At 45.0% G+C, this 23,098-nt stretch carries 21 protein-coding genes; 5 read left to right on the forward strand and 16 right to left on the reverse strand.

The window, feature by feature from the left end; translation table 11 throughout:
• Window positions 1-57 precede the first annotated feature (57 nt).
• On the reverse strand, window positions 58-1,710 hold the full coding sequence (locus J2Z65_RS03975; protein ID WP_167063198.1) for a hydroxysqualene dehydroxylase: 1,653 nt from the start codon (window positions 1,708-1,710) through the stop codon (window positions 58-60).
• 461 nt (window positions 1,711-2,171) lie between these two features.
• Between J2Z65_RS03975 and J2Z65_RS03980 the strand changes: the two genes are divergently transcribed.
• Window positions 2,172-3,386, forward strand: coding sequence for a PASTA domain-containing protein (locus J2Z65_RS03980; RefSeq protein WP_167063195.1), 1,215 nt, complete (start codon window positions 2,172-2,174; stop codon window positions 3,384-3,386).
• 198 nt (window positions 3,387-3,584) lie between these two features.
• Here the strand turns inward: J2Z65_RS03980 and J2Z65_RS03985 are convergent, their stop codons facing one another.
• The 4 genes from J2Z65_RS03985 to J2Z65_RS04000 all read right to left on the reverse strand — a co-directional run bounded on the left by J2Z65_RS03985 (window position 3,585) and on the right by J2Z65_RS04000 (window position 6,450).
• The gene (locus J2Z65_RS03985) at window positions 3,585-5,351 is read right to left on the reverse strand and encodes a methyl-accepting chemotaxis protein (RefSeq protein ID WP_167063192.1); all 1,767 of its coding nucleotides are present in this window, start codon (window positions 5,349-5,351) and stop codon (window positions 3,585-3,587) included.
• Between the two features lie 154 nt (window positions 5,352-5,505).
• Window positions 5,506-5,880 carry a hypothetical protein gene (locus J2Z65_RS03990; RefSeq protein ID WP_167063189.1) on the reverse strand — a complete coding sequence of 125 codons (375 nt, stop codon included), beginning with the start codon at window positions 5,878-5,880 and terminating at the stop codon, window positions 5,506-5,508.
• The gene (locus J2Z65_RS03995) at window positions 5,870-6,040 is read right to left on the reverse strand and encodes a hypothetical protein (protein ID WP_167063186.1); all 171 of its coding nucleotides are present in this window, start codon (window positions 6,038-6,040) and stop codon (window positions 5,870-5,872) included. Before J2Z65_RS03995 ends, J2Z65_RS03990 begins: the two co-directional genes overlap by 11 nt.
• A 224-nt stretch (window positions 6,041-6,264) precedes the next feature.
• Window positions 6,265-6,450 carry a hypothetical protein gene (locus J2Z65_RS04000; protein WP_167063183.1) on the reverse strand — a complete coding sequence of 62 codons (186 nt, stop codon included), beginning with the start codon at window positions 6,448-6,450 and terminating at the stop codon, window positions 6,265-6,267.
• A 76-nt stretch (window positions 6,451-6,526) separates the two neighbouring features.
• Here J2Z65_RS04000 and J2Z65_RS04005 point away from each other — a divergent pair, with 76 nt between their 5' ends.
• Together J2Z65_RS04005 and J2Z65_RS04010 are read left to right on the forward strand one after the other, a co-directional pair.
• On the forward strand, window positions 6,527-8,854 hold the full coding sequence (locus tag J2Z65_RS04005) for an ATP-binding protein (protein WP_167063180.1): 2,328 nt from the start codon (window positions 6,527-6,529) through the stop codon (window positions 8,852-8,854).
• On the forward strand, window positions 8,847-9,494 hold the full coding sequence (locus J2Z65_RS04010; RefSeq protein WP_167063176.1) for a response regulator transcription factor: 648 nt from the start codon (window positions 8,847-8,849) through the stop codon (window positions 9,492-9,494). The genes J2Z65_RS04005 and J2Z65_RS04010 overlap by 8 nt, the downstream gene beginning before the upstream one ends.
• Window positions 9,495-9,566: 72 nt before the next feature.
• Here the strand turns inward: J2Z65_RS04010 and J2Z65_RS04015 are convergent, their stop codons facing one another.
• From J2Z65_RS04015 to J2Z65_RS04045, 7 genes are all read right to left on the reverse strand, one after another.
• The gene (locus tag J2Z65_RS04015) at window positions 9,567-10,289 is read right to left on the reverse strand and encodes a nucleoside phosphorylase (protein WP_167063174.1); all 723 of its coding nucleotides are present in this window, start codon (window positions 10,287-10,289) and stop codon (window positions 9,567-9,569) included.
• A 1-nt stretch (window position 10,290) separates the two neighbouring features.
• On the reverse strand, window positions 10,291-10,968 hold the full coding sequence (locus J2Z65_RS04020) for a sulfite oxidase-like oxidoreductase (protein ID WP_167063172.1): 678 nt from the start codon (window positions 10,966-10,968) through the stop codon (window positions 10,291-10,293).
• A 13-nt stretch (window positions 10,969-10,981) separates the two neighbouring features.
• The gene (locus J2Z65_RS04025) at window positions 10,982-11,905 is read right to left on the reverse strand and encodes an ABC transporter permease (RefSeq protein ID WP_167063170.1); all 924 of its coding nucleotides are present in this window, start codon (window positions 11,903-11,905) and stop codon (window positions 10,982-10,984) included.
• A complete protein-coding gene (locus J2Z65_RS04030) occupies window positions 11,889-12,956 on the reverse strand; it encodes an ABC transporter permease (protein ID WP_167063168.1) in 1,068 nt (355 codons plus the stop codon). Before J2Z65_RS04030 ends, J2Z65_RS04025 begins: the two co-directional genes overlap by 17 nt.
• Window positions 12,949-14,448, reverse strand: a complete 1,500-nt coding sequence (locus J2Z65_RS04035; RefSeq protein WP_167063165.1) for an ABC transporter ATP-binding protein — start codon at window positions 14,446-14,448, stop codon at window positions 12,949-12,951. Before J2Z65_RS04035 ends, J2Z65_RS04030 begins: the two co-directional genes overlap by 8 nt.
• A gap of 90 nt (window positions 14,449-14,538) precedes the next feature.
• Window positions 14,539-15,570 (reverse strand): BMP family lipoprotein, encoded by a 1,032-nt coding sequence (locus J2Z65_RS04040; protein ID WP_167063162.1) that lies wholly within the window; start codon window positions 15,568-15,570, stop codon window positions 14,539-14,541.
• Window positions 15,571-15,799: 229 nt separating this feature from the next.
• Complete coding sequence (locus J2Z65_RS04045; RefSeq protein WP_167063159.1) at window positions 15,800-16,069, reverse strand: late competence development ComFB family protein; 270 nt, start codon at window positions 16,067-16,069, stop codon at window positions 15,800-15,802.
• 205 nt (window positions 16,070-16,274) lie between these two features.
• On the opposite strand from J2Z65_RS04045, the gene J2Z65_RS04050 reads away from it, so the two are divergent.
• Complete coding sequence (locus tag J2Z65_RS04050; RefSeq protein ID WP_167063154.1) at window positions 16,275-16,778, forward strand: metal-dependent hydrolase; 504 nt, start codon at window positions 16,275-16,277, stop codon at window positions 16,776-16,778.
• Window positions 16,779-16,865: 87 nt separating this feature from the next.
• Here the strand turns inward: J2Z65_RS04050 and J2Z65_RS04055 are convergent, their stop codons facing one another.
• Window positions 16,866-18,617, reverse strand: a complete 1,752-nt coding sequence (locus tag J2Z65_RS04055) for a sensor histidine kinase (protein WP_167063151.1) — start codon at window positions 18,615-18,617, stop codon at window positions 16,866-16,868.
• Window positions 18,618-18,847: 230 nt separating this feature from the next.
• Window positions 18,848-20,824, reverse strand: coding sequence for a stalk domain-containing protein (locus J2Z65_RS04060; protein ID WP_167063148.1), 1,977 nt, complete (start codon window positions 20,822-20,824; stop codon window positions 18,848-18,850).
• A 153-nt stretch (window positions 20,825-20,977) separates the two neighbouring features.
• Between J2Z65_RS04060 and greA the strand changes: the two genes are divergently transcribed.
• Entirely contained in the window at window positions 20,978-21,448 is a 471-nt protein-coding gene (greA, locus tag J2Z65_RS04065; protein WP_167063145.1) for a transcription elongation factor GreA, read from the forward strand.
• Between the two features lie 69 nt (window positions 21,449-21,517).
• On the opposite strand, the gene murI is transcribed toward greA, so the two are convergent.
• Together murI and J2Z65_RS04075 are read right to left on the reverse strand one after the other, a co-directional pair.
• Window positions 21,518-22,294 (reverse strand): glutamate racemase, encoded by a 777-nt coding sequence (gene murI, locus J2Z65_RS04070; RefSeq protein ID WP_167063142.1) that lies wholly within the window; start codon window positions 22,292-22,294, stop codon window positions 21,518-21,520.
• A 31-nt stretch (window positions 22,295-22,325) separates the two neighbouring features.
• The gene (locus J2Z65_RS04075; protein ID WP_167063139.1) at window positions 22,326-23,096 is read right to left on the reverse strand and encodes a Cof-type HAD-IIB family hydrolase; all 771 of its coding nucleotides are present in this window, start codon (window positions 23,094-23,096) and stop codon (window positions 22,326-22,328) included.
• Window positions 23,097-23,098: the final 2 nt, after the last annotated feature.

Consider the following 23,098-nt stretch of genomic DNA (forward strand, 5'->3'; position numbering starts at 1 on the left):
CCTCCACAGACAAACGCCCCTTAAAATTCAAGGAGCGCTTATGCCGGGGACTATGTATTACCAACCCAAAATCTTGCCGTCCCAAGGAAGTCCTTTCTCAAAGCGGTGCTTGTCATGAATGTGATATGGCTTCAATATATCGAGGTGCCCCAGCTCAAAGGTGTACATTTCCCAAATTTTACACGGCTTTTCCTTCGATCCGTCTTGTTTCAGAATCGCATTAACCGCACGCCGCGCCGCTTCATTGGCCCCTTCCATCGTTGCAAGGTTCGTATTCGTACGAACGTAATCAGCCGCTAGAAACAGATTCGGAATGGCGGTATAAGCTTCAGGACGATCATCCCAAGTTCCTACACGGTTAATGAGCAGCGGCTCCATATTCGTGCAAGCTTGATCAGGATTCTCAAATTGTATATCGGTATCCAGGAACCAGGAATGCAGTACATCGTCTTCCAAAATGACGGCACCGTCCACATTTAAACTCTTCTTCATCTGAGCCCAGACTTCCTCTTTTATTTCTTCAGCCGTACAAAGCGTAGCTGGCTTACCGAATAGAATTCCTGGGGTATCCCAATCGGAAATATCGACAGACAGCACGCCTTGAACGGTACCGTCGCCATACTCGCTAAGATGCACGTCAGGCCAGAATTGCTTCTGCGAAACGGACGTGAGGGACCAAGGAGCATCCAAATAAATGACGTGACCATGTGTAATGGGAACATCCTTTTTCAAATAATACTGAATCCCGTTCATCCACGCGACTGAATCAACCAGCCTCTGGACGCCAGCGAGCGCCGGATCTGCTTCCAGCATGGACTCTGTGATGAATTTCCCCATCACCTCGACCGGGAAAGCTGCTATGTAGTAATCCGCTTCAACGTCAAAAGTTTCTCCGTTCTCTGTTACCTTTGCACTGCAAATAACGCCATCGACACAAACAATGCTCTCGACCTTTGCAGCCAAATGGTAATCAACACCATTCTCCGTTAAAAATGTCAACCATGGGTTCACCCATTTGTCATTCGTGGGACCGTTCAAAAGACGAACGAAGCTCGTCCCTGGCGTTGTGATATCAAGAGTCATTTGGGCTGCTACAGGACCAACCGTTTGTGTGTTCGCAATTTTGGACTGACAGGCTACAAGCGTTTTGGTGAAGCCTGCGAATATTTTTTGGAAAGCTGGAGATTGCTGCTCGGCTTCAATGAATGTCCACCAGTCGATAAGATTGTATTCCTCGCGAATACGTTCCTCGCAGGAGGTCATGACTTGCCACAGCTTTCGCCCATACTGCTCCATATCGTCCAACGTCAATCCTAGATTATTATCAAACAAATCTCTTATAACAACAAGGAAGTTTTCGAGACTGAACTCTATCTTTGCGAGCAAAGGCAGCAATGGGGCCGTGTAAGTAGCAATATCCAGCCTTGTAACTTCCATTAAATTATCATACACGGTTCCTTTCTCATAAGGAATTCGTTGTAAAGTATCAACAACATGTCTGTAAAATCGTGGAAAAAGCCGAAAGCCATGCTCGCCTGGAAGATCCCTTCTCCCGTCAACACCGCTGCCTACGAATGGCATACTTCTCGCTTTCCCTCCGGGGATGCTCTTAAATTCATAAACGCTTACCTCGTAGCCTCTTGTGATCAATTCATGGGCTGCGCTCATCCCAGCGACACCGCCACCCAAAATTGCGACTTTTTTCACCATTTTTCCTCCTCGTTTTGGATCATATTGTAAATCCATCTGTAAACTATCATAACATTTAGGCAATTTGAATCATATAGTTTTAGTTCAATAGAAATAGAAAAAGCCGAAATCGGGTGCGGATTTCCAGCTAAATTAGGTCTTGCAACTATTTTCATAATTATTGTAGCCTATATAAGCGAAGGATTTAATAGCAATTAAACAAATTGCTTAAGCCCTGTTCCAAAATTGAAGAAAAAGGTGTACAGTAAAGTGAATGAAAGAAATGCTTTCCACCTCTAACTCTTAATCTCGGCTTTACTTCCTACTCCACCTCATCTAACCCGAACTATTTTGATAAAATTCTACAAAAAATTCGGATCCATGTTATTTTCTTAACAAACTACCAAAATTCCTATATCTCTCCGAATCATATATAATATAGGCAATGCTTCATGATGCCATCAAGAGAGGATGGATATTCCATGCATAACAAGATGGGTACACGATACATACCGGGATCCCGGATCATCAGTTTACCTCAGGGTGCTCTTCATGATGGAGAAGATTTATTTCTGACTCGTAAAGTTCTTCTTTATAACATAAAGCTTGGACCAGGACAGATAGGCGCAGACTACATGCGAACTCTTCATCATAAAGCCGCATTTATTCATGACGGTTTTCAGCATATTCTCGACACTTCCGTTGAGGAAGACTCCGTTACTATTATTTTGCAAGCAAAACCAGGCTCTTTATTTTCACGACGCGTCCATATGAAACAGTGGACATTCCATCAAGTTATTGCGATGATTGCTGATTTAGGTGTCTCCTTGCTTGACGCCTTGGAGGAGCGGATTACGGGGTTTTCCGTTGCCGCCGAGAACTTATGGCTAGACGATCACGGCAAGCTTTCCGTCATTAATTATTGGGACGAAGGGGATACCCAGGCACAAGGAGCCGTTGGGCTTTGCCGATTGATGATTCAGCTCTTAAACGGTGCTCAGCCGGTTAAAAGCGAATTTGAAGTGATGCATACGCAGCTGGAGCGTGCTGTAATCCCAACGGCCTCCCCGGAGCAGAAAGATGCTTTGGTGAAACTGGTAAAGCTCATCTGTCAAGGTCAAGCCTCCCTGTCTTCCTTCGTATTTGGCTTGCGCAGTTTCCAGCCTTCCGGTCTAAAGGAAGAACCGCTGCGTGCTGCTATTCAGCGGCCAGTCAGGTCCCCAAGGGTGCATGAGGTCCCCGAAGTGGAGGACGATACGGACTCGGAAGATGAAACGGAGTACAGCACCTCAAACAGCCGGTTACGCAAGACTGGTATCGGGGCGGCTGCCGTTCTCGTTGTGGCTATCGCTGGTTGGATACTCTGGCCATCGTCAGAGAAGGAACGTCCGGTTGTCGTGACACCGGCAGAGACCTCCACACCGGCTCCGCCGACGAACAGCCCCTCTGCCACGCCTGTCTCAACGAAATCAACTGGGAATGCGAAGCAATTGGAGGAAATTGTTGTCCCTAATCTGGTAGGGCAAGCACTTGCGGATGCCGAGAAGCAAGCATTGGCTGTGGGACTTCACTATAATTATGTGATAGAAGCGAGTAATCAGCCCAAAGGGACGGTTATTAGACAAGATCCGCTTCCAGGAGTTAAAGGCATGCAGGGTGACAATGTTACGTTTTGGGTGAGCAAAGAGGGCCAGTAAGGCATGTGAAGTTAGTTTAGCGGGAGCTGTTGCACCGGATAATATGCAAATAATAAGCATGCAACAACGGAGCTTACGTTGTCGCAAATAGCAATAAGAGCTGTCCCAGATAGGACAGCCTTTTTGCTATGCTCAGGAGCAGTGCAGCATTCCGCCTCCTCGCCTATATGGCACCAGTAGTCCGCTATTCGACGCCAACTACACTTTAATTTGTTCGATGGACTTTCTCATCTCATGGGTGAGCCCGCTTAGCGCATCTGCCGAATCGGCGATTTCTTGAGCGATTTTGAGCTGTTCATGCGTTAACTGATGAATGTTCGAGGTTCCGTCCGAGGACGATTTGGCAATGTGCGCAATATCCACTACGGATGCCGCTACTTCCTCGGAACCTGCTGACATTTCTTCCGTCACCGAGGATATATCTTGAATTTGTTCGGATACGTAACGAAATTGTTCCACGATATGACGGAAAAAGTCTTCTGCCTTTTTGGATAAGGCGGCGCCCGTCTTAATCTCGCTCATGCCCGCTTCCATTGCATCTCCCATCCGCTTAATCTCGTTATGAATATTTTGCAGCAGGTCCGCAATAAGCTTCGCAGACTCCGCAGCATGATCTGCCAGTTTCCGCACTTCTCCGGCTACAACAGCGAAGCCCGCCCCATGCTCTCCGGCTCTTGCGGCTTCAATCGAGGCGTTCAATGCCAGCAATTTCGTTTGCTCCGAGATATCGGAGATGGCGGATAAAGCTATACCGATTTCCTTCGAATGTCCGCGAAGCAAATCCGCTCGGCGCAGCGCTTCTGAAGTTGTCGATGTGATCGTTACGAATTGGCCATTCATATTTTGGACGATCGTTTGCCCGGATTGGGCGCTTTGCAGTGCATTGTCCGAAGCATCGGATACAGTTAATGATGCTTCGGAAATTCGATGAATAGCCGTTGCCATTTCTTCCATGGAGCGCGCACTCTCATTGGTGCTGAACTGTACGGTATTGGCGCCATCGGCCACTACCTGGAGCGATGCATTCACATTCGTGTTCATCGCGAGCAGTCGGTGAGCCTGCGCATTGAAATGCTGGGTGGTCTCGAAGAATTGATCCGATGTATGCGAAACGTTCGACACGATCGTTCGAAGCATATCATTGATGTCGTTAGACATCTTCAGCATCGCATTATACACCGTTCCGATTTCATCCACGGACCGAACCGGGTTTGCAGCCAGCAGCTGTCTCGCGCTTAAAAAGTCGCCTTTGGCAATGCTTTGCGCTCCTGCCCCAATCCAATGAAGAGGATGAAGCGCACGCGATACAAATAACATCACAAGTCCAAGTCCGAGAATCGTTAGAACAAGCATGATTCCATAGACAGGCAGATTGCTTTTCATAACACTGGAGGAAATTTGCTCTGTCACCCCTGCTTCCGTATCGATGCCAAGAACAGCGATGACTTTGCCCTCTGCATTTTTCACAGGCGTGTATGTTGATATGTATTTCCCGTATTTGGGGTCATCAATGATGGCAGAACTGGCCGAATTCCCCTTTAAAAGCGATTCGATCTCAGGTTCCGAAATGTCCGTTTCTTCATTAATTGGAGAAGCAACATCCGATCCTTTGGGCTGCCCGTCGATCATAATGAGGGGTTTGCGCTGCTCGTCAAAGCGCACCACATACACGTAAAGCGCGCCAATTTGTGTGCGATATTTGTCTAGTTCTTGTCTAATATTCCAGTAGAGGTCGTTTTCTTCCGGGTCCTTTAGAAATTGCTCTAGTTTACCGGCATCCATCCCTTTGGTATAGCTTTCTGAAAGCCGGATGCCATAACTTGATATCGCTTCCATTCCTGCATGTTTGGCATTTCGAAACTCCATAGTGATATAACCGGCTGACAATGCCAATATGACGATCATAACAGTGGCTACTAGACGAACCACCAAGTGTTTTCTAAACCATTTAACACTATGCAGCATGCGAAATTCCCCTTTATCTTTATCATGATTCGATTATTTTCGACAAAATCAACAAAATCCCTTCTTCTTCCACAAACATATTTAGTTCAAAAGTCACCCAATAAAAAAATGGTTAGACAGATTTGCATCTGCCCAACCATTTTAAAAGTATATATTAAGAATTTATATCCCTATATTCATTGTTAACTGACAGCCGTTCAAGAAAAGTAACGACGATCATTTTATATGTCGAAAGACCCGTCTGAAGCTCATTTTCATCCATCAGCTCAAATTCAGCAACCATCTGTACGTCATCATCAATAATAAAAAGCGTCGGTTCATTACGGTCACTAGGTTTGATACGTTCGTCTTCAAGCTTTTTCATCAAAAATAAGTTAACTTCTTCAAGCTTCGCTTGTTTATCCATCACACGCTCGCCCCAGCGGGATTGGGCATGACCGGTTACAATGAGGTCAGCTATATGTTTACCAGCCAGCTTTGCAGCGAAAGGCTCATAAGTATTCCAACGATTCGACTTTTTACCTTTCATTCCCTGTATTCCAACGATGGTTCGCTTCGATGATGTCCATCATCTTCTTCATTGAAGTTTGGATTTGTTCCTTTGAGGGCAAGGAAAGCGTACTATAGGTTTGTTTAACAACATCCGTTAACACCGTATCAAACATACATTCAAACTGTTCGTTATTCAATATGAATTCCCTCCTTATTTACATGATATTGGAAAATTACCTACTTACATCATATCTCGAAGCGCTTCGAATAACAGCGCAATATTTACTTTCGTAAAAACACCTCTGACTCTCAAAAAAACGCACATTTTTTTGCGCAAAAGAAAAAGATTGCAGCTAGATTTTAAAAATCTAATTGCAATCTTTTTGAGAGATTTGGTAAAATTAAGGAACAGTGTCATATACTAAAACCAGAACTCTTCTTTTGGTTCATTTTTCCTGAATTTGGTAAACGCTTTCGATATTGCTTGTTTTTCTTGTTCAGAAATACTAGTGAGGTTTTTCAATACAGACAATCTTTCACTAAAATCTAACTTTTTAAGAGAAGCAATTGTTGTTGATAAATTTGGTGACCAAGTGGCAGTGATCATAGCCAATACCCCCTAATAGAACTAAGTTAAAGTAGCCATTGCCATTATAGCAGTGATTGAGAGGAAGATATAGTGGTTGAACCATAAATTGTATAAAATCCTTCTAACCTTTAGTTTAATAGGCATGCAAATCTGGTTTTTATATGTAACGTTTCAGCATACGTTTTTTGGCATTCAACTACAAAGAAACGAACAAAAGGAATGGCGCATCAAATCCTTTCAAAATGAAGCGCTCCGCTCGGATCTCGGGCTGCAGATTGGAGACAGGATTGTCTACGTTGATGGAAAAGACCCTAACGAAAATAAAATCGTTCGCAAATGGGCCACGATCGAGCAAGCTGATTCCGTTACAGTCGCCAGAAATGGCCAGGAACTAGTCATTCGCTTAAATGAAATCGTTCAACCGGCCTTTGACTATATTTCTTTATTTGGCGAAATTATATGTCTCAGCATTTCATTCATGATCTTGTGGAAAATTCCTCATTCCAAATCAGCCCGACTTTTATCGCTCGTTTTTCTCATGATAGGTATTATTTTCATGTGCATTCCTCCCTCGGCTCGCGGCGATAGCCTAGCGAAAGTGCTGATTAGTGATCTTGTCATGATTTTACCGCTTGTTTTTGTACATTTCCTTACATTGTTTTTCAAAGAGAAAAGCGGTATTTCGCTGCCGATTACATACTTTAGATATGTATACAGCGTTATGCTGCTAACCTTTATCGGAAGATGCATCTATTTCACACCACTGGATACATATGAATTTTATATCGTGGACTATCGCTGCGTTGTCCTGTTTTTCTTATGCGGCTTCGTTCTGAATATCGGGATGCTGTGTTATGTGTTTTTGAAATATCGAAGTGAGAATTCTTCTATCCAGGCCATCATTAAACTAGTTTGGTTCGCCCTGTTTATATCGACCGTACCGCTCGCTTTGCTGTCTTTTTTCCCGATCTTGTTCAGGGGAGCGCCCATCGTTAAATCGCTATACACCGGATACTTTGTTGTATTATTTCCTTTATCGTTCACGTACATGATCGTGACCAAGCAATTGTTTGACATTCATATTTTGCTTCGCCGTCTGATCTATACCACACTCATTTCGATGGTACCAAGTACGATCATTGTGCTCATGATTGCCTTGATTTTCAGCAAGCAAGCCAGTATTGAGAACTTGTCGTTAAGTTTCTTATTTATTTTAACGACCATCTCTATCTTGCTATATGTACTAGAGTATTTTGTTACGAAGTTAGATTACATCATGTTTCCAAAAAAGTTTTATCTGCAGCTTGCGCTAAAAAAGATTGCCAGAAATTTGCGTACGATCACAAGTTTTCGCGAATTAAAAGATATTATTCTAGTCGATATTGTGAATACGCTGAATGTTTACGGAGGGGCAATTGTGTTTCAATATCCTCATTCTATAGAAACCATTGGCGAGGGTGACTTGAATTTAGATGAAATCGAACAATATCTTCGTGAAAATCGGTTGGATGACTCCAAGTACTCCATTTTTGTCATTAATCAGAATGAGGAGTATGCTTGTTATTTGGTCACAGCAAGGAAGAAAACAAACACCCTGCTGAGCCTGGAGGAACGACAATGGCTAAGTCTAATCATTTCGTATTTGGCCGTAAGCTTGGAAAATATTTATTTAATCCGTAAGTTAACGTCAAAGCTTCATGAGTTAGCCTCGCAGATACCGAATGAGGAAGCCGGACAAGACGTTGTTTGGCTTCGCAAATCGCTTTTTGAGCTGCAAGAACAAGAACGTTACAGAATTGCTGCAGATCTTCATGATACAACCATGCAGGATATTTTATTAGTACGTAGAAGACTAATTTCGTTTATCGAAAATAACGAGGATCAGCAGCAGGTCATTCAAGCTATCAAACATCTGGATCTAGTCAATGAAAGTTTACGCCAAAGCTGCTTTGAATTAAACCCGCATCTGCTTCAAAATATTGGTTTAGTTCAAACCATTCAAGCAACGCTGGATCTCGACATTGGGTTAAATGAATATGAAACTCATTTCCAAGTTGAAGGTTCCTTGATTATAGAAAGCTTGGATATGGACATCAAGAAACACATTTTTCGCATTTTCCAAGAGCTTATGCATAATGCCAAGAAGCATTCTAACGCTTCTAAAGTCATGCTAAAACTAACTGCCATCGAGAACTTCATGTTTTTGTTTTACAAGGATAATGGCGTAGGCTTAGATCCTCATGCCCTCGCCAAAGATAAAAGACTTCGCACAATCGCGAATTCCGGCTTCGGATTAGAACAGATGAAAAGCCGTGTCTTGCATTTGAATGGACACCTGGAACTGCTCTCAGATAAGGGAAGCGGCGTTGAACTCACCATTCGGATCCCCATACCCACTCAGGAAGGAAGTACTTATGAATAAGCAATCAAAGATACTAATTGTAGATGATCACCCGTTAATGGCTGAGGCGACATCAAGTACTTTAAAGCAGATTGACGGAGTACATATTGTTGGGATTGCGGCTACTGCCAAACAGTGTCTTGAACTGATGGACAAGCATGTGCCGGATATTGTTTTTCTTGATTTTAATTTACCGGACCAGTACGGAGATGAAGTTGCCAAAATTATTAAAGGGAAATACCCTGCAACTCACCTTGTCATCTTTTCCGGCATTGAATTATCGCATCTTTACAATCATTTGATCGGGCTCGAGGTTAGCGCAGTAATCTCGAAGGAGTCCAGCGGTACGCTCATTAAGAGCTTGGTCACCCTCTTATTAGAGAACTTTACGGTGGTGCCAGTTCCTGTTTTTCAAAAAATGAGAGTATCCAGTGGGAATTTGCATCAGACAGATTTATTGGATGACGAAGAAGTGAATATGATGACGATGATTGTTCAAGGCTTAACGAATGAGCAGATGGCCGACGAAGTACATATGAGTAAGCGCACTGTCGATAACTATGTTCGTAAAATTTATGAGAAACTGGGCGTTAAATCCCGGGCGCAAGCGGTAGATAAGTTTAATCAGTTCAAGCATATTTTTGATGTTAACCGCAGATAGATAAGACATATAAAGGGGTCTGTCCTAGAAGTAGAGTTATCTACTTGAGGACAGACCCCTTTATATTGTGTTCTAATTACTCAGTTTTACAACTGCCCGTATGGCAGCTTCAATCTCCCGCTCTACGGCACCTGAAACGACATCCGTATGCGGATCATAAACTTCCCTCAGATCAGCATCTGCATAGCCATCCAAGGCCACTATCGCACCTGCACGCACACCGCGAAGCGAAGCAATCACATATAATGCAGCAATTTCCATCTCAACAGCCAATGCGCCTGCCCGCTTATATTTGTCATGAGGGAAATCCTCAACCCCTTGGAAGAAAGCATCCAAAGTAACTGTAATCCCTTTTTTCACCAGGCCTTCCGTTTCGCTTGCGGCTTCAAACAACGCTCGGACGACATCCGAATCCGCCACCGCAGGATATCCTAACGGAACTAACTGACGGGTTAGGCCCTCCTCACGAACTGCCGCCGTACTTACTACCAGACTTCCTGGCGGAACGTCAGCCGAGTAAGAGCCTGCCGTGCCTACACGGATCAATGTTTTGACCCCGCCTTTAATCAACTCTTCAAAACAAACAGCTGCTCCCGGCGATCCGACGCCATGACTGACAACGGTTATGGGTACGCCGGACGCTTCTCCAATAAAAGTACGGTATTCCCGGCTAAAAGCTAGCTCACGTACATGATCCAGTTTGCGCGCAATAGCTTCCGCCCGGAACGGGTCCCCGCACACGATGGCGTATGGACTCAGATCTTCCGAATTGACTTGTAAAATCGATAATTTCAAATTAATCGAACTCCTTTCTAACCCACTCGTCCTCCGGAATTGGGATAGCTTCCCCAGAGAAACGTTGTTCCTCAAATGGGTCAGCTACATTATGGAAGCCATTCCGTTCCCAAAACCCTTCGCGGTCTTCTTTCATAAATTCGATACCCCGAATCCATTTGGCGCTTTTCCAGAAATACAAATGCGGTACGATAAGCCGAAGCGGCCAGCCATGCTTAGGCGTAAGTGGTTTGCCGTCATAGCTCATCGCAAGTAGAATATGGTCTCCCATAAGGTCTTCCAGCGGAACGTTCGTTTCATAATCATTGTCTGCATGGAGCATGACATATTTACCTTCCGGCTTAACGCCTGCGAGATTTAAGAAATCTCGAAAACGTATGCCTTCCCATGCGGTATCCAACTTCGACCAGCGAGTTACGCAATGTATATCGCAAACAATTTGCGTACGCGGCAACGCCAGCAATTCTTCGTAGCTGAACGATTTCTCCTCAGCAACTTCACCGAACACGCGCAGCGACCACTCGCTCATATCATACTTCGGCACTTCACCTTCGTGCAAAATTGGAAACCGGTCCGTTACAGCCTGACCGGGAGGAACCCTGTCTGCAAGCTCCTGTGGAACTTCTACAGCGGGAATTTGCATACGTTTGATGCGCTCTGCTTTGCTGTCTTTCTGCATGTTGTCATCCTCCTTAACGGGAACTGCCATTCGCCTTCTGCGCATCGGCCAAATAATTGCTTCTCCGGAAGAAAAGCATCGCGAGAAGCGTGACTACGTAAGGCAGCATTTGTGTAAAATGTGTAGGCAGCGAGAAGCCCTGCAACCGGATACTAAAGGCATCCATCAAACCAAAAAGCAAGCTGGAAGCCATGACGCCAATCGGATTCGCTTGCCCCAGCATCGTGGCAACAAGCGCAATGAAGCCCCTTCCGGCGGTCATCCCTTCCGTAAACATCGTCACCTGCCCAAGTGAAAGCTGTGCGCCTGCGAGTCCGCAAAGCAGTCCGCAAATGAGTACAGCCAAATACTGCATCCGATTCACTTTAATGCCTAAACTTTTGCTGGCAACCGGATTCTCGCCCACTGCAATCAGCCGGAACCCCAAAACAGACTTGAATAGAAAATACTGAAGGGCAAACACAAGTATGAACGCCAAGTAGACGAGCGGAGAATGACCGGAGATAATCTCGCCAATCACGGGTATATCTTTAACGAACGGAATGTTCCATTTCGGCAGTCCAATCATATTTTTATCATAGAAAGCGCCTTTAACATGGAAAATAGCTCGCAAGCAGAATGCGGTCAAACCTAAAGCCAGAAAATTAAATGATATGCCGACTACGATGACGTTCGCTTGCAAATGAATGCTGATGTAAGCAAAAATCAATGAAAACAACATCGTTATCGCTACAGCAATGAGGACAGCAAGTACAACATTTCCTGTGTAAAAATTGCCCACAATCGCTGAAAATGCGCCAACTAACACGAAACCTTCCAAACCCACATTAAACAAGCCGACTCTGGAGCAGATTGCGCCGCCCAATGCTGCTAGCAGGATCGGAGCCACCATACGAATCATCGAATTGAATAAAGACACATCAAGAAGATGCTGCATCGCCCTTGCCTCCTTTCCGTCGTTTCCACAGGGTATAACTGAACTTCGCCGTAACGAACAAGATGAGTAAGGACTGAATGACACTGGAAATCTCCAACGGAATGTTCGTATTTCGTTCAACACCCATACCGCCGGTTTGTAAAGCCGCTAGAAGAACAGCCGCCACAGCCGTACCTAGCGGATGGGCACCGGATAGCAGTGTCGCCATAATCCCCGACCAGGCATAGCCTGGATTCGTTATCATGCCATCGGTATACCTGTACTGCATGCCCAGAACCTCGACAGCTCCGGCAAGTCCGGCAAAACCGCCACTGGCAAACATGCTTGCCAGCATCACTTTGCCTCTGTTCACGCCGCCATAACCGGCAAACAGCGGATTGTACCCCAGCATACGAATTTCATAGCCGGCTACTGTATATTTAATAAATAAATAGAGGAAAACGGCTAGAGCGATCGCAATAATGAAACCGCCGTGGATGCTCATCCCTTGAAATAATTTGGGCAGCCAGACCCCTTTGTCAATCATCATCGTTTGAGCAAGAGCGGCAGAGCCCGTTTTATCCTTAAACGGATAAGCAACCATATAGCCGGCGAACAGCGCCGCTATGTAATTCAGCAGCAGTGTTGTAATGATCAAGTTCATCCGGAACCTGGCATCCAGCCACCCTGCAAAAGCCGACCAAATGCCGCCGGTAACAATCCCTCCAAGTATGGCAGCCAACAATTTAAACAGCGGAGGCCCGGGCAAATAAAGAGCGATCATTGCGCTGGACAGAGCGCCCAATATCATTTGGCCTTCCGATCCCATATTGAAGAAACCTGCACGAAAAGCGATCGACACGCCTAAACCTACCAAAATAAGCGGTGTCGCCCGAGTCAAAGTATTTGTAATGAAATAGAAATTGCCGAAAGCACCTTTCCACATTTGTGCATATGTGTCAATAATGGATCCGCCAATCAGTGAAATGGCAATCGCGCCCCCCAATAAACCGATAACAACGGCAAGCAGCGGTTGGACCCAAGCGCTTAGAGGCAAACTTTTTTTAAGCATGAGATACTCCTCCCGCCATCCATAAGCTAATCTGCTCCTCCGTTGCATGCTCTGCAGAAATCTCTCCGGCTACTCGTCCTTCATACATAACAATAATGCGATCCGAAAGCTTCAGGATTTCCGTTAATTCGGAGGAAACCAATAATATTGCGCCCTGCTCATCCCGTTTGCGAAGCAATTCCTCATGAATGAGCTCCATAGCTCCAATATCAACGCCACGAGTGGGTTCTGCCGCAATCAGAAATGGCTGTTTCTGTGCAATTTCCCTTGCTACGATCAGCTTTTGCAAATTACCGCCGGAGAGATATTTGACTTTCGTATCTTGCGAGCCCGCTTTAATTTGAAATTGCTGAATGAAACCATTTACCATTTGTCGAAGCTCTTTTCCTTGTAAAAATCCTTTGCTGCTTCGAGTTCTGTGATGCCCCATCGTTCCGTTATCTAACACAGTCCCCTCTTTGGCCGCGCCCCATTGGTAGCGGTCCTCAGGAACGTGTGAAAGTCCAATGTCTCTAATTTCCCGAACGGTGCATCCTTTAATACTTTTATCCAAAAGCCGAATTTCCCCACGGTCAATTAGCTGCAGTCCTGAAATAGCTTGAATGAGTTCGGATTGACCATTGCCTGAAATACCTGCAATGCCGACAATCTCACCAGCCCTAACTTGTAAACTGACCTTGTCGAGCACGGGTTTGCCTTTATCACCGATAATCGAAACATCTTTAACATCTAGAATAGTTTCACCTATTACCACATTGTTCTTGGTAGTCGGCAGCAGCTCTCTGCCCACCATTAGTTTAGATAATTGCTCTACGTCTGTGGCCTCTGCATCCAGTTGTCCCGTCACTTTCCCGTCACGCAGAACGGTAACCCGGTCGGCGATTTCCATCACCTCATGGAGCTTGTGCGTGATGATGATGAAGCTTTTGCCCTGCTCGGCCAAGCTTCTCATGATGACGAGGAGCTCCTTCGCTTCAAGCGGCGTCAACACCCCAGTAGGTTCGTCCAAAATAATAATGTCTGCTCCCTGGTACAGCACTTTCAAAATTTCAACACGCTGCTGCATGCCAAGCGGGCAATCGGCCACCTTCTTGTACGGATCAATCGGCAAGCGATATTTTGCACACAATGCTTCGACTTGCATGACGGCTTTCTTTCGATCAAATTTCACCCCTGATTTGGGCTCATTGCCGATCACGATATTTTCAGCGACTGTAAAAGAGGGAAACAGCATGAAGTGCTGATGCACCATACCGATTCGATGACGAATCGCATCCGTAGGATTTGTGAAAGCAACCTCTTTGCCATCCAAAAGAATACGGCCTGCCGTAGGCTGCTCCATGCCGTACAAGATGCGCATTAGCGTTGTTTTTCCAGCTCCATTTTCCCCGACTAATGCATGAATCTCACCTTGACGCAGCGAGAAATCAACGTTTGAGTTCGCTGTTAAATTGCCATATGTTTTCGTAATTTGACGCATTTGAAGCAGCATAACGGTTTTTCGCTCCTCTGTCTAGACATGATGAAACTGCTTACGTCTCCGTAAACAGTTTCCAAGGTAGATATAACAGGAATGTAATGATTATTTGACCGGATTCTCTACTTTCACTTTTCCGGAAACGATATCTTCACGAATCGCCTTTACTTTCGTAACAACGTCTTGTCCGATAAAAGGGCTAAGCGCAGATTTGCTCTCTTTGGTTACAAATGTAAGACCAACGCCATCTTCTTTCAAGCCGTAATCTACAGAGCCAAATTTAAATGAGCCGTTTACGAAATCTTTCACAGTTTGGTAAGCTACAGCATCTGTTCCTTTTAATTGAGAAAGTACAATATGCTCCGGATCTGTTACTGTACGGTCAATATCTTGGCCGGATGTAAAGAAGCCTTTTTCTTTCGCAGCTTCGAACACGCCCAGGTCGCCAACAGCGGAAGCAGCAGCAATGAAATCTGCCCCTTGTGAAAATTGCGTTAACGCTAATTCTTTCGCTTTGGCCGGATCCGTGAAGCTGCCTACATAGTTAACAATGAATTTGGCATTCGGGTTCGTTGCTTTCAAACCTTCTTGGAAACCAACCGTATACTTCTTAATGAGCGGGATATCAAGAGCTGCGACCATCCCTACCACATTCTTCTTAGTCGCTAGACCTGCCGCTGCACCCAGCAAGTAGGAAGCTTCATGCTCACGGAATACAACACTGCGAACGTTAGGAAGATCAACGACCGTATCAATAATTGCGAAAGATTTCTTCGGATTTTCAGCGGCTACTTTTTTCAGTGCGTCTTCGGACTCGAATGAGCTTGTAATGATCAGATCATAATTATCAGCAACGGCAGCGCGTAAATTTTGCTCAATTGCGCTTGCATCCGTGGATTCTACCGTTTTGACAGTAATACCAAACTCTTTCCCCGCTTTTTTAACACCTTCATCCTCTTGAGCGAAGAATGGGTTCAAACCAATTTTCTCTGGTGTAATAAGAATGACTTTCTTATCTGACTTAGCGGCAGCTGCTTGCGTAGCTTCAGCATTTGGTGCTGCTGTGTCTGTCTTTGCAGTTGCGCAGCCTGTTAATAGCACAGAAACGGCAAACATGGAAATTAACGCTTTCTTCATTTGTGTATCTCTCCCCTGGTGATTATGTATTTTCTATCAACGATTCTTTCATATATCCTACTAAATAACTCGGATTTAGTCAAAGTATTTTTTTATTCGACAAAACCAAACGATTTTCCTTCGAAATATACGGGAACCTTGTCGGTTATTATACTATATTGTCAAATGACATGCCATATAAAAAAGCTAGCCTCCTCATATGGAGACTAGCTTCATTGTTCACGAAATGCTATACCTCATGATGCTGATGATCAGCAACAATGTGGGCAGCTTCCATTAATTCACGCATGACATCGGACTGCAGCTGCGGATTAATGTATAAGCCTTTTACAAATAAAGCGCCCTTCTCACTTGACGTATATCTAGGCTGAATTTTGTTTAAAACCAAAGCAAGTATATCATCTTTACACTTATTGCAAGCGCATTTCAATTCGTAATTTTTCTGAAACTCATCAAACATATTGACGACAATCGTTTCCATAGCATTAAACACTGGCATCGGAGTTAGCTCCTTCTCTATTTTAACTATATGTCTATTATAACGTATAAACACATAATCAAAAAGTGCTCAAAGACTACAAATCTAGCAAGAGTATGGTACGATAGTTCCAGTATATGCTTGATTTAGAGACTCTCGGACTCAAAAGTCTAGACTGCTCCGAATCCTATACAGTTATAAATAAATCAGTCATAGGGGTTAGATCATGCTGCAAAAAACACATAGTATTGCCGGATTCATTTCGGCAGAACTCGTACTCGCTTATCAAGAGGTAAGCTTTTTTTCGTGGGACACGGCCGGAGCGCTACTGCTAGGCTGCTTGGCAGGTACGCTGGCCGATGTCGACAAACCGGGCTCTACCATGGCTAAGGTTCTGTTCCCGTTATCAGCGCTGCTTCGAATCTTGAAAGTGCGACATCGGACGCTTACGCATTCGCTTGTCTTTATGCTGCTGATCATGATGATCTCACTGCCGATGTCACCCTTGTACTTCTGGGTTTTCATAGTGGCTTATGCGTCGCATCCTCTGATTGATTTGCTCAATGATCGAGGCATTCAATTATTATGGCCGCTCCCTATGAAAATACGTCTGCTGCCTAAATTCATAGCTATCGATACAGGTTCTGCCAGTGAAACCGTATTTCGTTGGCTGCTTTTAGCCGTTAGCTTACTGATTCCATTTATGCTTTACGTCTACCCGGCTCTCTAAATGCATTCAGCAAATCCCCTCCTAGTTACTCTTCTGAAAAAAGAACCCCTTCCCTTCTGCCTAAACAGAAAGGAAGGGGCACCGCGATTACTGCATTGGAATCGATATTTGAAAACAAATCCACCCATCTTCCACAGACACTTCGATTGTCCCTTTATAATGCTCGATCCGTTCTTTTACAACCGATAAACCTAATCCTTGATGCTCCCCGTCAACTTTGGTGCTGTAGCCGATGGTGAACATGGAACTGTAATCTTCGACTTCGAAATCCGGTTGAACCGGATTAGACACGGAAATCGTTACTTGATTCGACTCCGACCATCCGTTCACGATAACCTCGCGCTCACCTGGCGGGAATTTATTGACCTCGTCAAAGGCATTATCGATCAAATTCCCGATAATTTTCACGATATCAACGGATTTCACACCTAAGGATAAGCCATCAAGACCAGTAAATTCATAGTGGAAATCGATTTTGGTTCTCATAGCTAGCGCATACTTCGCTTGAATCAATGCTGCGATCGCCGGATGGCCAATTCGAATAATATCGTTGACTTCATTGATTTCTTCCAGTAATTCCTTCATATATTTCATTTGGTCTTCTTTTTTGCCATTTGCAAGCAGCGCATACATCGTTTGCACATGATTCAGGAAATCATGCCGTTGGCTGCGAATCGTAGCAAACATCAGATCCACATTTTGAATGTACAGCTCTTGGGTGGTTTGAACCGCGGTTTCACGGCTTTTGGTCATAAATCGGAATACAAAATAAATAAATACGCAGCTAAAAACAGTAAACAATACAACGATAAGCAAGAGCTGAACAAGCTGTTTGTTTAGCGTCTGCTGAATGGACTGATAGTCCGAAGTAATTGAAATGACATAGGGAACTTCCCTTTGCACTTCGGTCAATTTGTTTTTGACAGGAACGTAGACGAATGTTTTGAGGATGGGTTTACCATTCCAGTCTTCCACAACGCTAACCGGCTTATTGTTTTCAATGGATTGCTTATAATACATCAAATCTTTGGCACTCGAAATGTTGTACGTACCGAACAGCAGAGGCCGGTCATAGACTGAAATGAAAGTCGAACCGTCACTGCCTTTGTATTCAATTGGTTTCGTACCAAACGTAATCCCATGCAGACCCGAAATTTCCAAAATATCCGGATTAGCTGCCAGCGTTTTTCTAACTACCGTATCTGCACCGACGATCTCTTTAAATCTTTGAATTTTAGCAGCATTCACAAACACACAAATAATATAGTTGGTTGAACCATTATAATAATAGCCAAATTTACTAACATTGCTCGAGCCTGAAGCTGGAACCTCATAAATGCCAGACCAGAAATTGTGCAGCTTCTGCCCTTCAGGTATCGTGACCTGGTGATTCGTCATCAATTGATTGAAAGCCGTAAACCAGTAGCCGAAAGGGATTGTACTTGTAATCTGAAGTTCTTTGGGCTCAGAAGACTTGCCTACCATGATATCGTCGCCTTTGCCGCTGCGCTTCATCAAGGAAAATCCATCGACTCCCGCTTGCTTGGCAAGCTGAACCAATTGTTCATTGGTTACCTTGTCGATATCCGGGTCAAGCTTGCTCTCGGCAAACAGTGCGACAGAACGCAAATTTTCACCGACTAAATCTTCCACGAAGAAAGATCCTTCCTCTGACTGCTCAATCGAAGTTCGAATTTGATTGGCTGTTGATTCCATCCTCACCGACAAGGCTTCCGTCAGCAATGATTTCGTATACCAGTAATACGAGGTATTATTCGTCACCAATAATAAGATGACAATAATAAAGGTGATGTAGATGACTTTGGTGTTTATTCTCATGAAGATGTTCACACTTTCTATATGGTGTAAAGTGAATATTACAAAGTTGACACTATGTACAACTCGGTTTTGGACACAAATCGAAAACATTATGCCTCTTTCAGTAGTATAGTAGGATAGGAAAGCGTTGTCTATCAATTAATCTACAAGCTTTTTAACCTTTGGTAAGACAGGCGAACAAATAAGAAAATGCAGTCCGCTTCCTCGCAGGAATCGGGCTGCATTATGATTTACCGGGCGGTTACTTCCAAGCTTTTTTTCCATATGATTCTTTCGCCAATTCGAACGACAACGCTAACTTGATGAGTGCCTGCAGCTAACGGGCGGGATGCTTTCAAACTAAACAGCATGACGGCTGCGCTATTATCCGGTTGATTCACGATTCCTTTGTACTCCGATATTCCGCCTCGGTCACCGTTCTCTTCAATCGTTATTTGAAGCGGCATTTGTCCGGCATCATAATCTTCTCTGGAGGTCCAGTCCTCCACGAAAGCCTGCACCTCCAGCTGCCCGCCTTTCACTTGTGCCTGGACTTCATTCAACGTGACGTTATAGTATTTCTCAAATAACGTATATTCATTTCCTGCAAATACCTGCGTGAGTCCAAATAGGGCCACTACATCTTTTACATTCAAATAAAGCCCCTCGCCCGTTTGCTGTCCGGGCTCCGAAAGCTGAATGCTTTGGCCTCCGCCGTCCTGCCAATGAACCTGTGCATAGCTTTGGCCCACTTGCAAATCAAAGGAATAATCCCCTTTGGTGAAAGTAACCGTATCCTTATCCGGCTGCCGATTGATTTTATATTGATATTTATCGGCTAGTTGGACCACGTCCAGGTAGGATTTACCCTCTTCCGTGTATCCGATTCGCTCACCTGTGTACAGTTGCAAACCATCTTTGGCAGCAGGCGCAATGCCGACACCGTTCGTACCCGCCTTTGCCACGTAAGCGACTGTTGATGAATCCTGATCCTCTATGGTATCCTGCGTGCTGCTCCAGTACGGGACCCACCCCGATCGGTTATCAACGCTAACTTTCAACCACATAGACCCGCCGTTTGGCGGATTCCAAGCCTCTGTTACATCTACAGTCTGATTGCGCAGCAGCAATGTCGTGTCTTTAAACGGCACCTCCGGATAATGCTGCAGCTCTTTTTGATCCTTAATCGCAACCTTCCAATGTACAGGTACCGCGGACTCCGGTTCGCCGACCAGCTTGTTAACCCACCCCGATCCTTTCGATGAACGCACGTGGTACCAAGTGCTGTTGTGCCAAATTTCATAAGGGCCTCTCCCCGTCCATAAAGGCTCAACAATTTTCTCAAACACAGTGACGGTTTCATCTTTAAGCACGGCATCTTCCTTCGTCAATCCCCCAAACACTGTGGAGAAAAGCGGTGTCTCATGCACAATCTTCAATGTCTCATCCGCTGGAAGGATTGCAACGCCTTTGTCACGCGTCCATACGGTCCCTTGACCTGTCTGCACTTCGAAAGCACGATCATAAATCGTGGTAAATTCGGCCACAATGGGGAAATCGCCATCTTTCGCGTTCGACCAATCTTGCTGCTGCTGCCCCACCCCCATGGCTGTTCCAAGCTCGCTTTTGGATGGCAGATTATAGTAATGCGCTTTGCGCTCAACCTTCTGAACCGTACCGATTTGCTTAACCGGAATATGCACCCAAAGATCGCCTAACCAGCTCGTATGGATTTGAATCCATGTTTTGCTGCCGGGATCGTTAGTATAGAACCATTGTTTGGCAGCGTTCCTTACTTCAACCTCCTGCGGTGATAAAGCAGCAACGGCCCCGCCTTTTGTACTCTGACTGCGATATAGGGGTGTTTCCTCTAAAAGCGTGATGCGTTCCGGCGGCGCGATATCGATTTCCCAAGGCTTCGGCCTGATCCATCTCGGCCCGAACATCGTTTCGATTTTCCAAGTCGCCTCGCCGATCGACCAGGCGCTTTGCGTCTCCAGCACATGCACCTCCTGCGGGGCAAATGTGCCTTCCGGTATGGCGTTGTATGTATCCGCCTCCGCATAATAAGGGGTGTCTGCCAGCAGCTCGATCACGGCAGGAAAGCGAAGCCCTTCCGGGGCATAAGAGCCGCCGTAAATCGTTTCTGCACCCGCCTGCGGCAGCAAGCCGCCTAAGCCTAATGCTGCGGCAAAAATCGTGAGGGTGAACAGCTTCATTTTCATCATAATGAACAAATCACATCCCACATCCATATTAAGGAAAAACCTTCCATTATGTAGACGCGCAACCTGCCTCTAAAGTTGCTTTCTCCATTTACTTTACTTGCCCCCGCTACTTTAGTACTATAACAAGTATCGAATACATGAGGAGCTGTAAACATGTCCAATGATGAAATCATTCTAACTCCCGAAGGATTACGCAGTTTAGAACAAGAGCTTGAAGAACTTAAAACCGTTAAACGCAAGGAATTGGCAAGCCGTATTAAGACAGCTATCAGCTATGGCGACCTAAAAGAAAACAGCGAATATCATTCCGCCAAAGAAGAGCAAGGTTTCATGGAAACCAGAGTTATGACGATTGAGAGAATGCTGAAGAAAGCACGTGTTGTAACGAATCTCGATACATCCAAAGTCCAAGTCGGTTCTATCGTCGTACTGAATGATGTAGAGTTTGCCGAGAAAATCGAGTACAAAATCGTCGGTACCTCCGAAGCGGACGTAAACGCGAATAAGATTTCTTACGAAAGCCCGCTGGGCATTTCCCTCATGAACAAATCCGTTGGCGATACGATTAGCGTGAATGCCCCAATGGGCGTTATCACCTACGAATTGCTTGAAATTCGCGTATAGATCTGGATGCGCAGCAACAAAAAAGGCATTGTCCATGTTTACCATGGCAATGCCTCTTTTCATTAACACTTAAACCCCTACGACTCCAAAAATCTTCAACGCCTTCTCCATTTTTTCCAAGTAAGTCGGATCCTCATTCGAGCACATCCATTTGAGCTCGGAATGTCCTCTGCCAAGCAGCAAATCCCGGTCGCTCAAAAGCTGAATCAGCCGATTCACCGTCCCTGCGCTACCATCCACAATTTGGATATGATCCGGCAAAACCTTTTTTAATGCGCGCCGAAAAAAAGGATAATGCGTGCATCCAAGGACAACCGTGCCATACATGCTCAGATCAAATGGCTCCAGCTGGGAATGAAAATAATCGATAATTTGCTGGCTATCCACATTTAACTGTTCACAGAACTCAACCAAATCCGGCATCGGCAGTGAATCCACCATTCCCATATCATCGATACGGGAAACGAGTTCCCGATACTTCGACTGTTTGAGTGTTAGCGGCGTAGCAAGCACAAGCACTCTTTTGCCCGATGAGCGGTTCATGGCAAGCGCCGGCTTTACCGCAGGTTCCATGCCGATGATCGGCATTTCATACATGTTACGAAGCTCAGCTATCGCAATACTCGTTGCCGTGTTGCAAGCAATAACAAGCGCTTTGACATCTTCCTTGCTGATAGTTTCCACTGCTTTTTTCACAAAAGCTAATACTTCGTCTTTAGGTTTCGTTCCGTATGGAACGTGAAGTGTATCCGCGAAATAAAGAAAATCCTCATGAGGCAACTGCTTCATGGCTTCGTGTAAGACGGAGATTCCGCCTAACCCTGAATCAAAAAAAGCTATTCTCATTTGTATTCACCCTGATCTTGTTCTATCACTGCTATAGTAATCCTACGGCTATAAGTCCGTTACGTACGCCATCTTCATCCACATGTGTCGTTACATGATCTGCATAAGGAAGTAAATCCTTGTGGGAATTTCCCATTGCGATTCCCATGCCAACATAGGAAAGCATTTCCATATCATTTAATCCATCCCCAAATGCTACCGCTTCTTCCGGTTTCAAACCTACGAGCTCAAGCAATGCGGCAATCCCTTGGGCTTTCGACCCCCCTGCCGGCAAAACATCCATTGCATGCTGATGCCAGCGAATGAGTTTTAGCTCGGATTGGAGTTCTTCATACAAATGCTCATCCGTATCTTCACAATGCAGGAATATTTGATAAATATCGTTCGTTTTCCAGAAATGCGGGTCATAGCCAGGCAAATCGACCTTCAACGACGAAACAGAACCGGTAACGAATGGATGATCCTCTGAATCTGTGAAAAACTGATGCTCCCCTTCAAATACGAGGGAATGCTTATGCTTCGCGGCTAATTTTACCAATGCTTCAATACTGCTTTTGGCGATGATACGTCGATAGAGGGGCTCCCCCCGATACACGGCATATCCCCCGTTTAAACATACATAGGAATCGATTCCGAGCTGTTCGGCCAGGGGCTTAATGAAATAAGGGGCTCGTCCGGTGGCTATGACGGGTTCAATACCTTGCTGCTTTAATTGATGAATGGCTGTTACTGTGGAAGCAGGAACCTGCTTTTCCTCATTGACAAGCGTACCGTCGATATCAAAAAACACAATTTTATACACAG

Origin of the sequence: Paenibacillus aceris (assembly GCF_017874035.1) — a bacterium.
Classification (GTDB): Bacteria; Bacillota; Bacilli; order Paenibacillales; family NBRC-103111; genus Paenibacillus_E; species Paenibacillus_E aceris.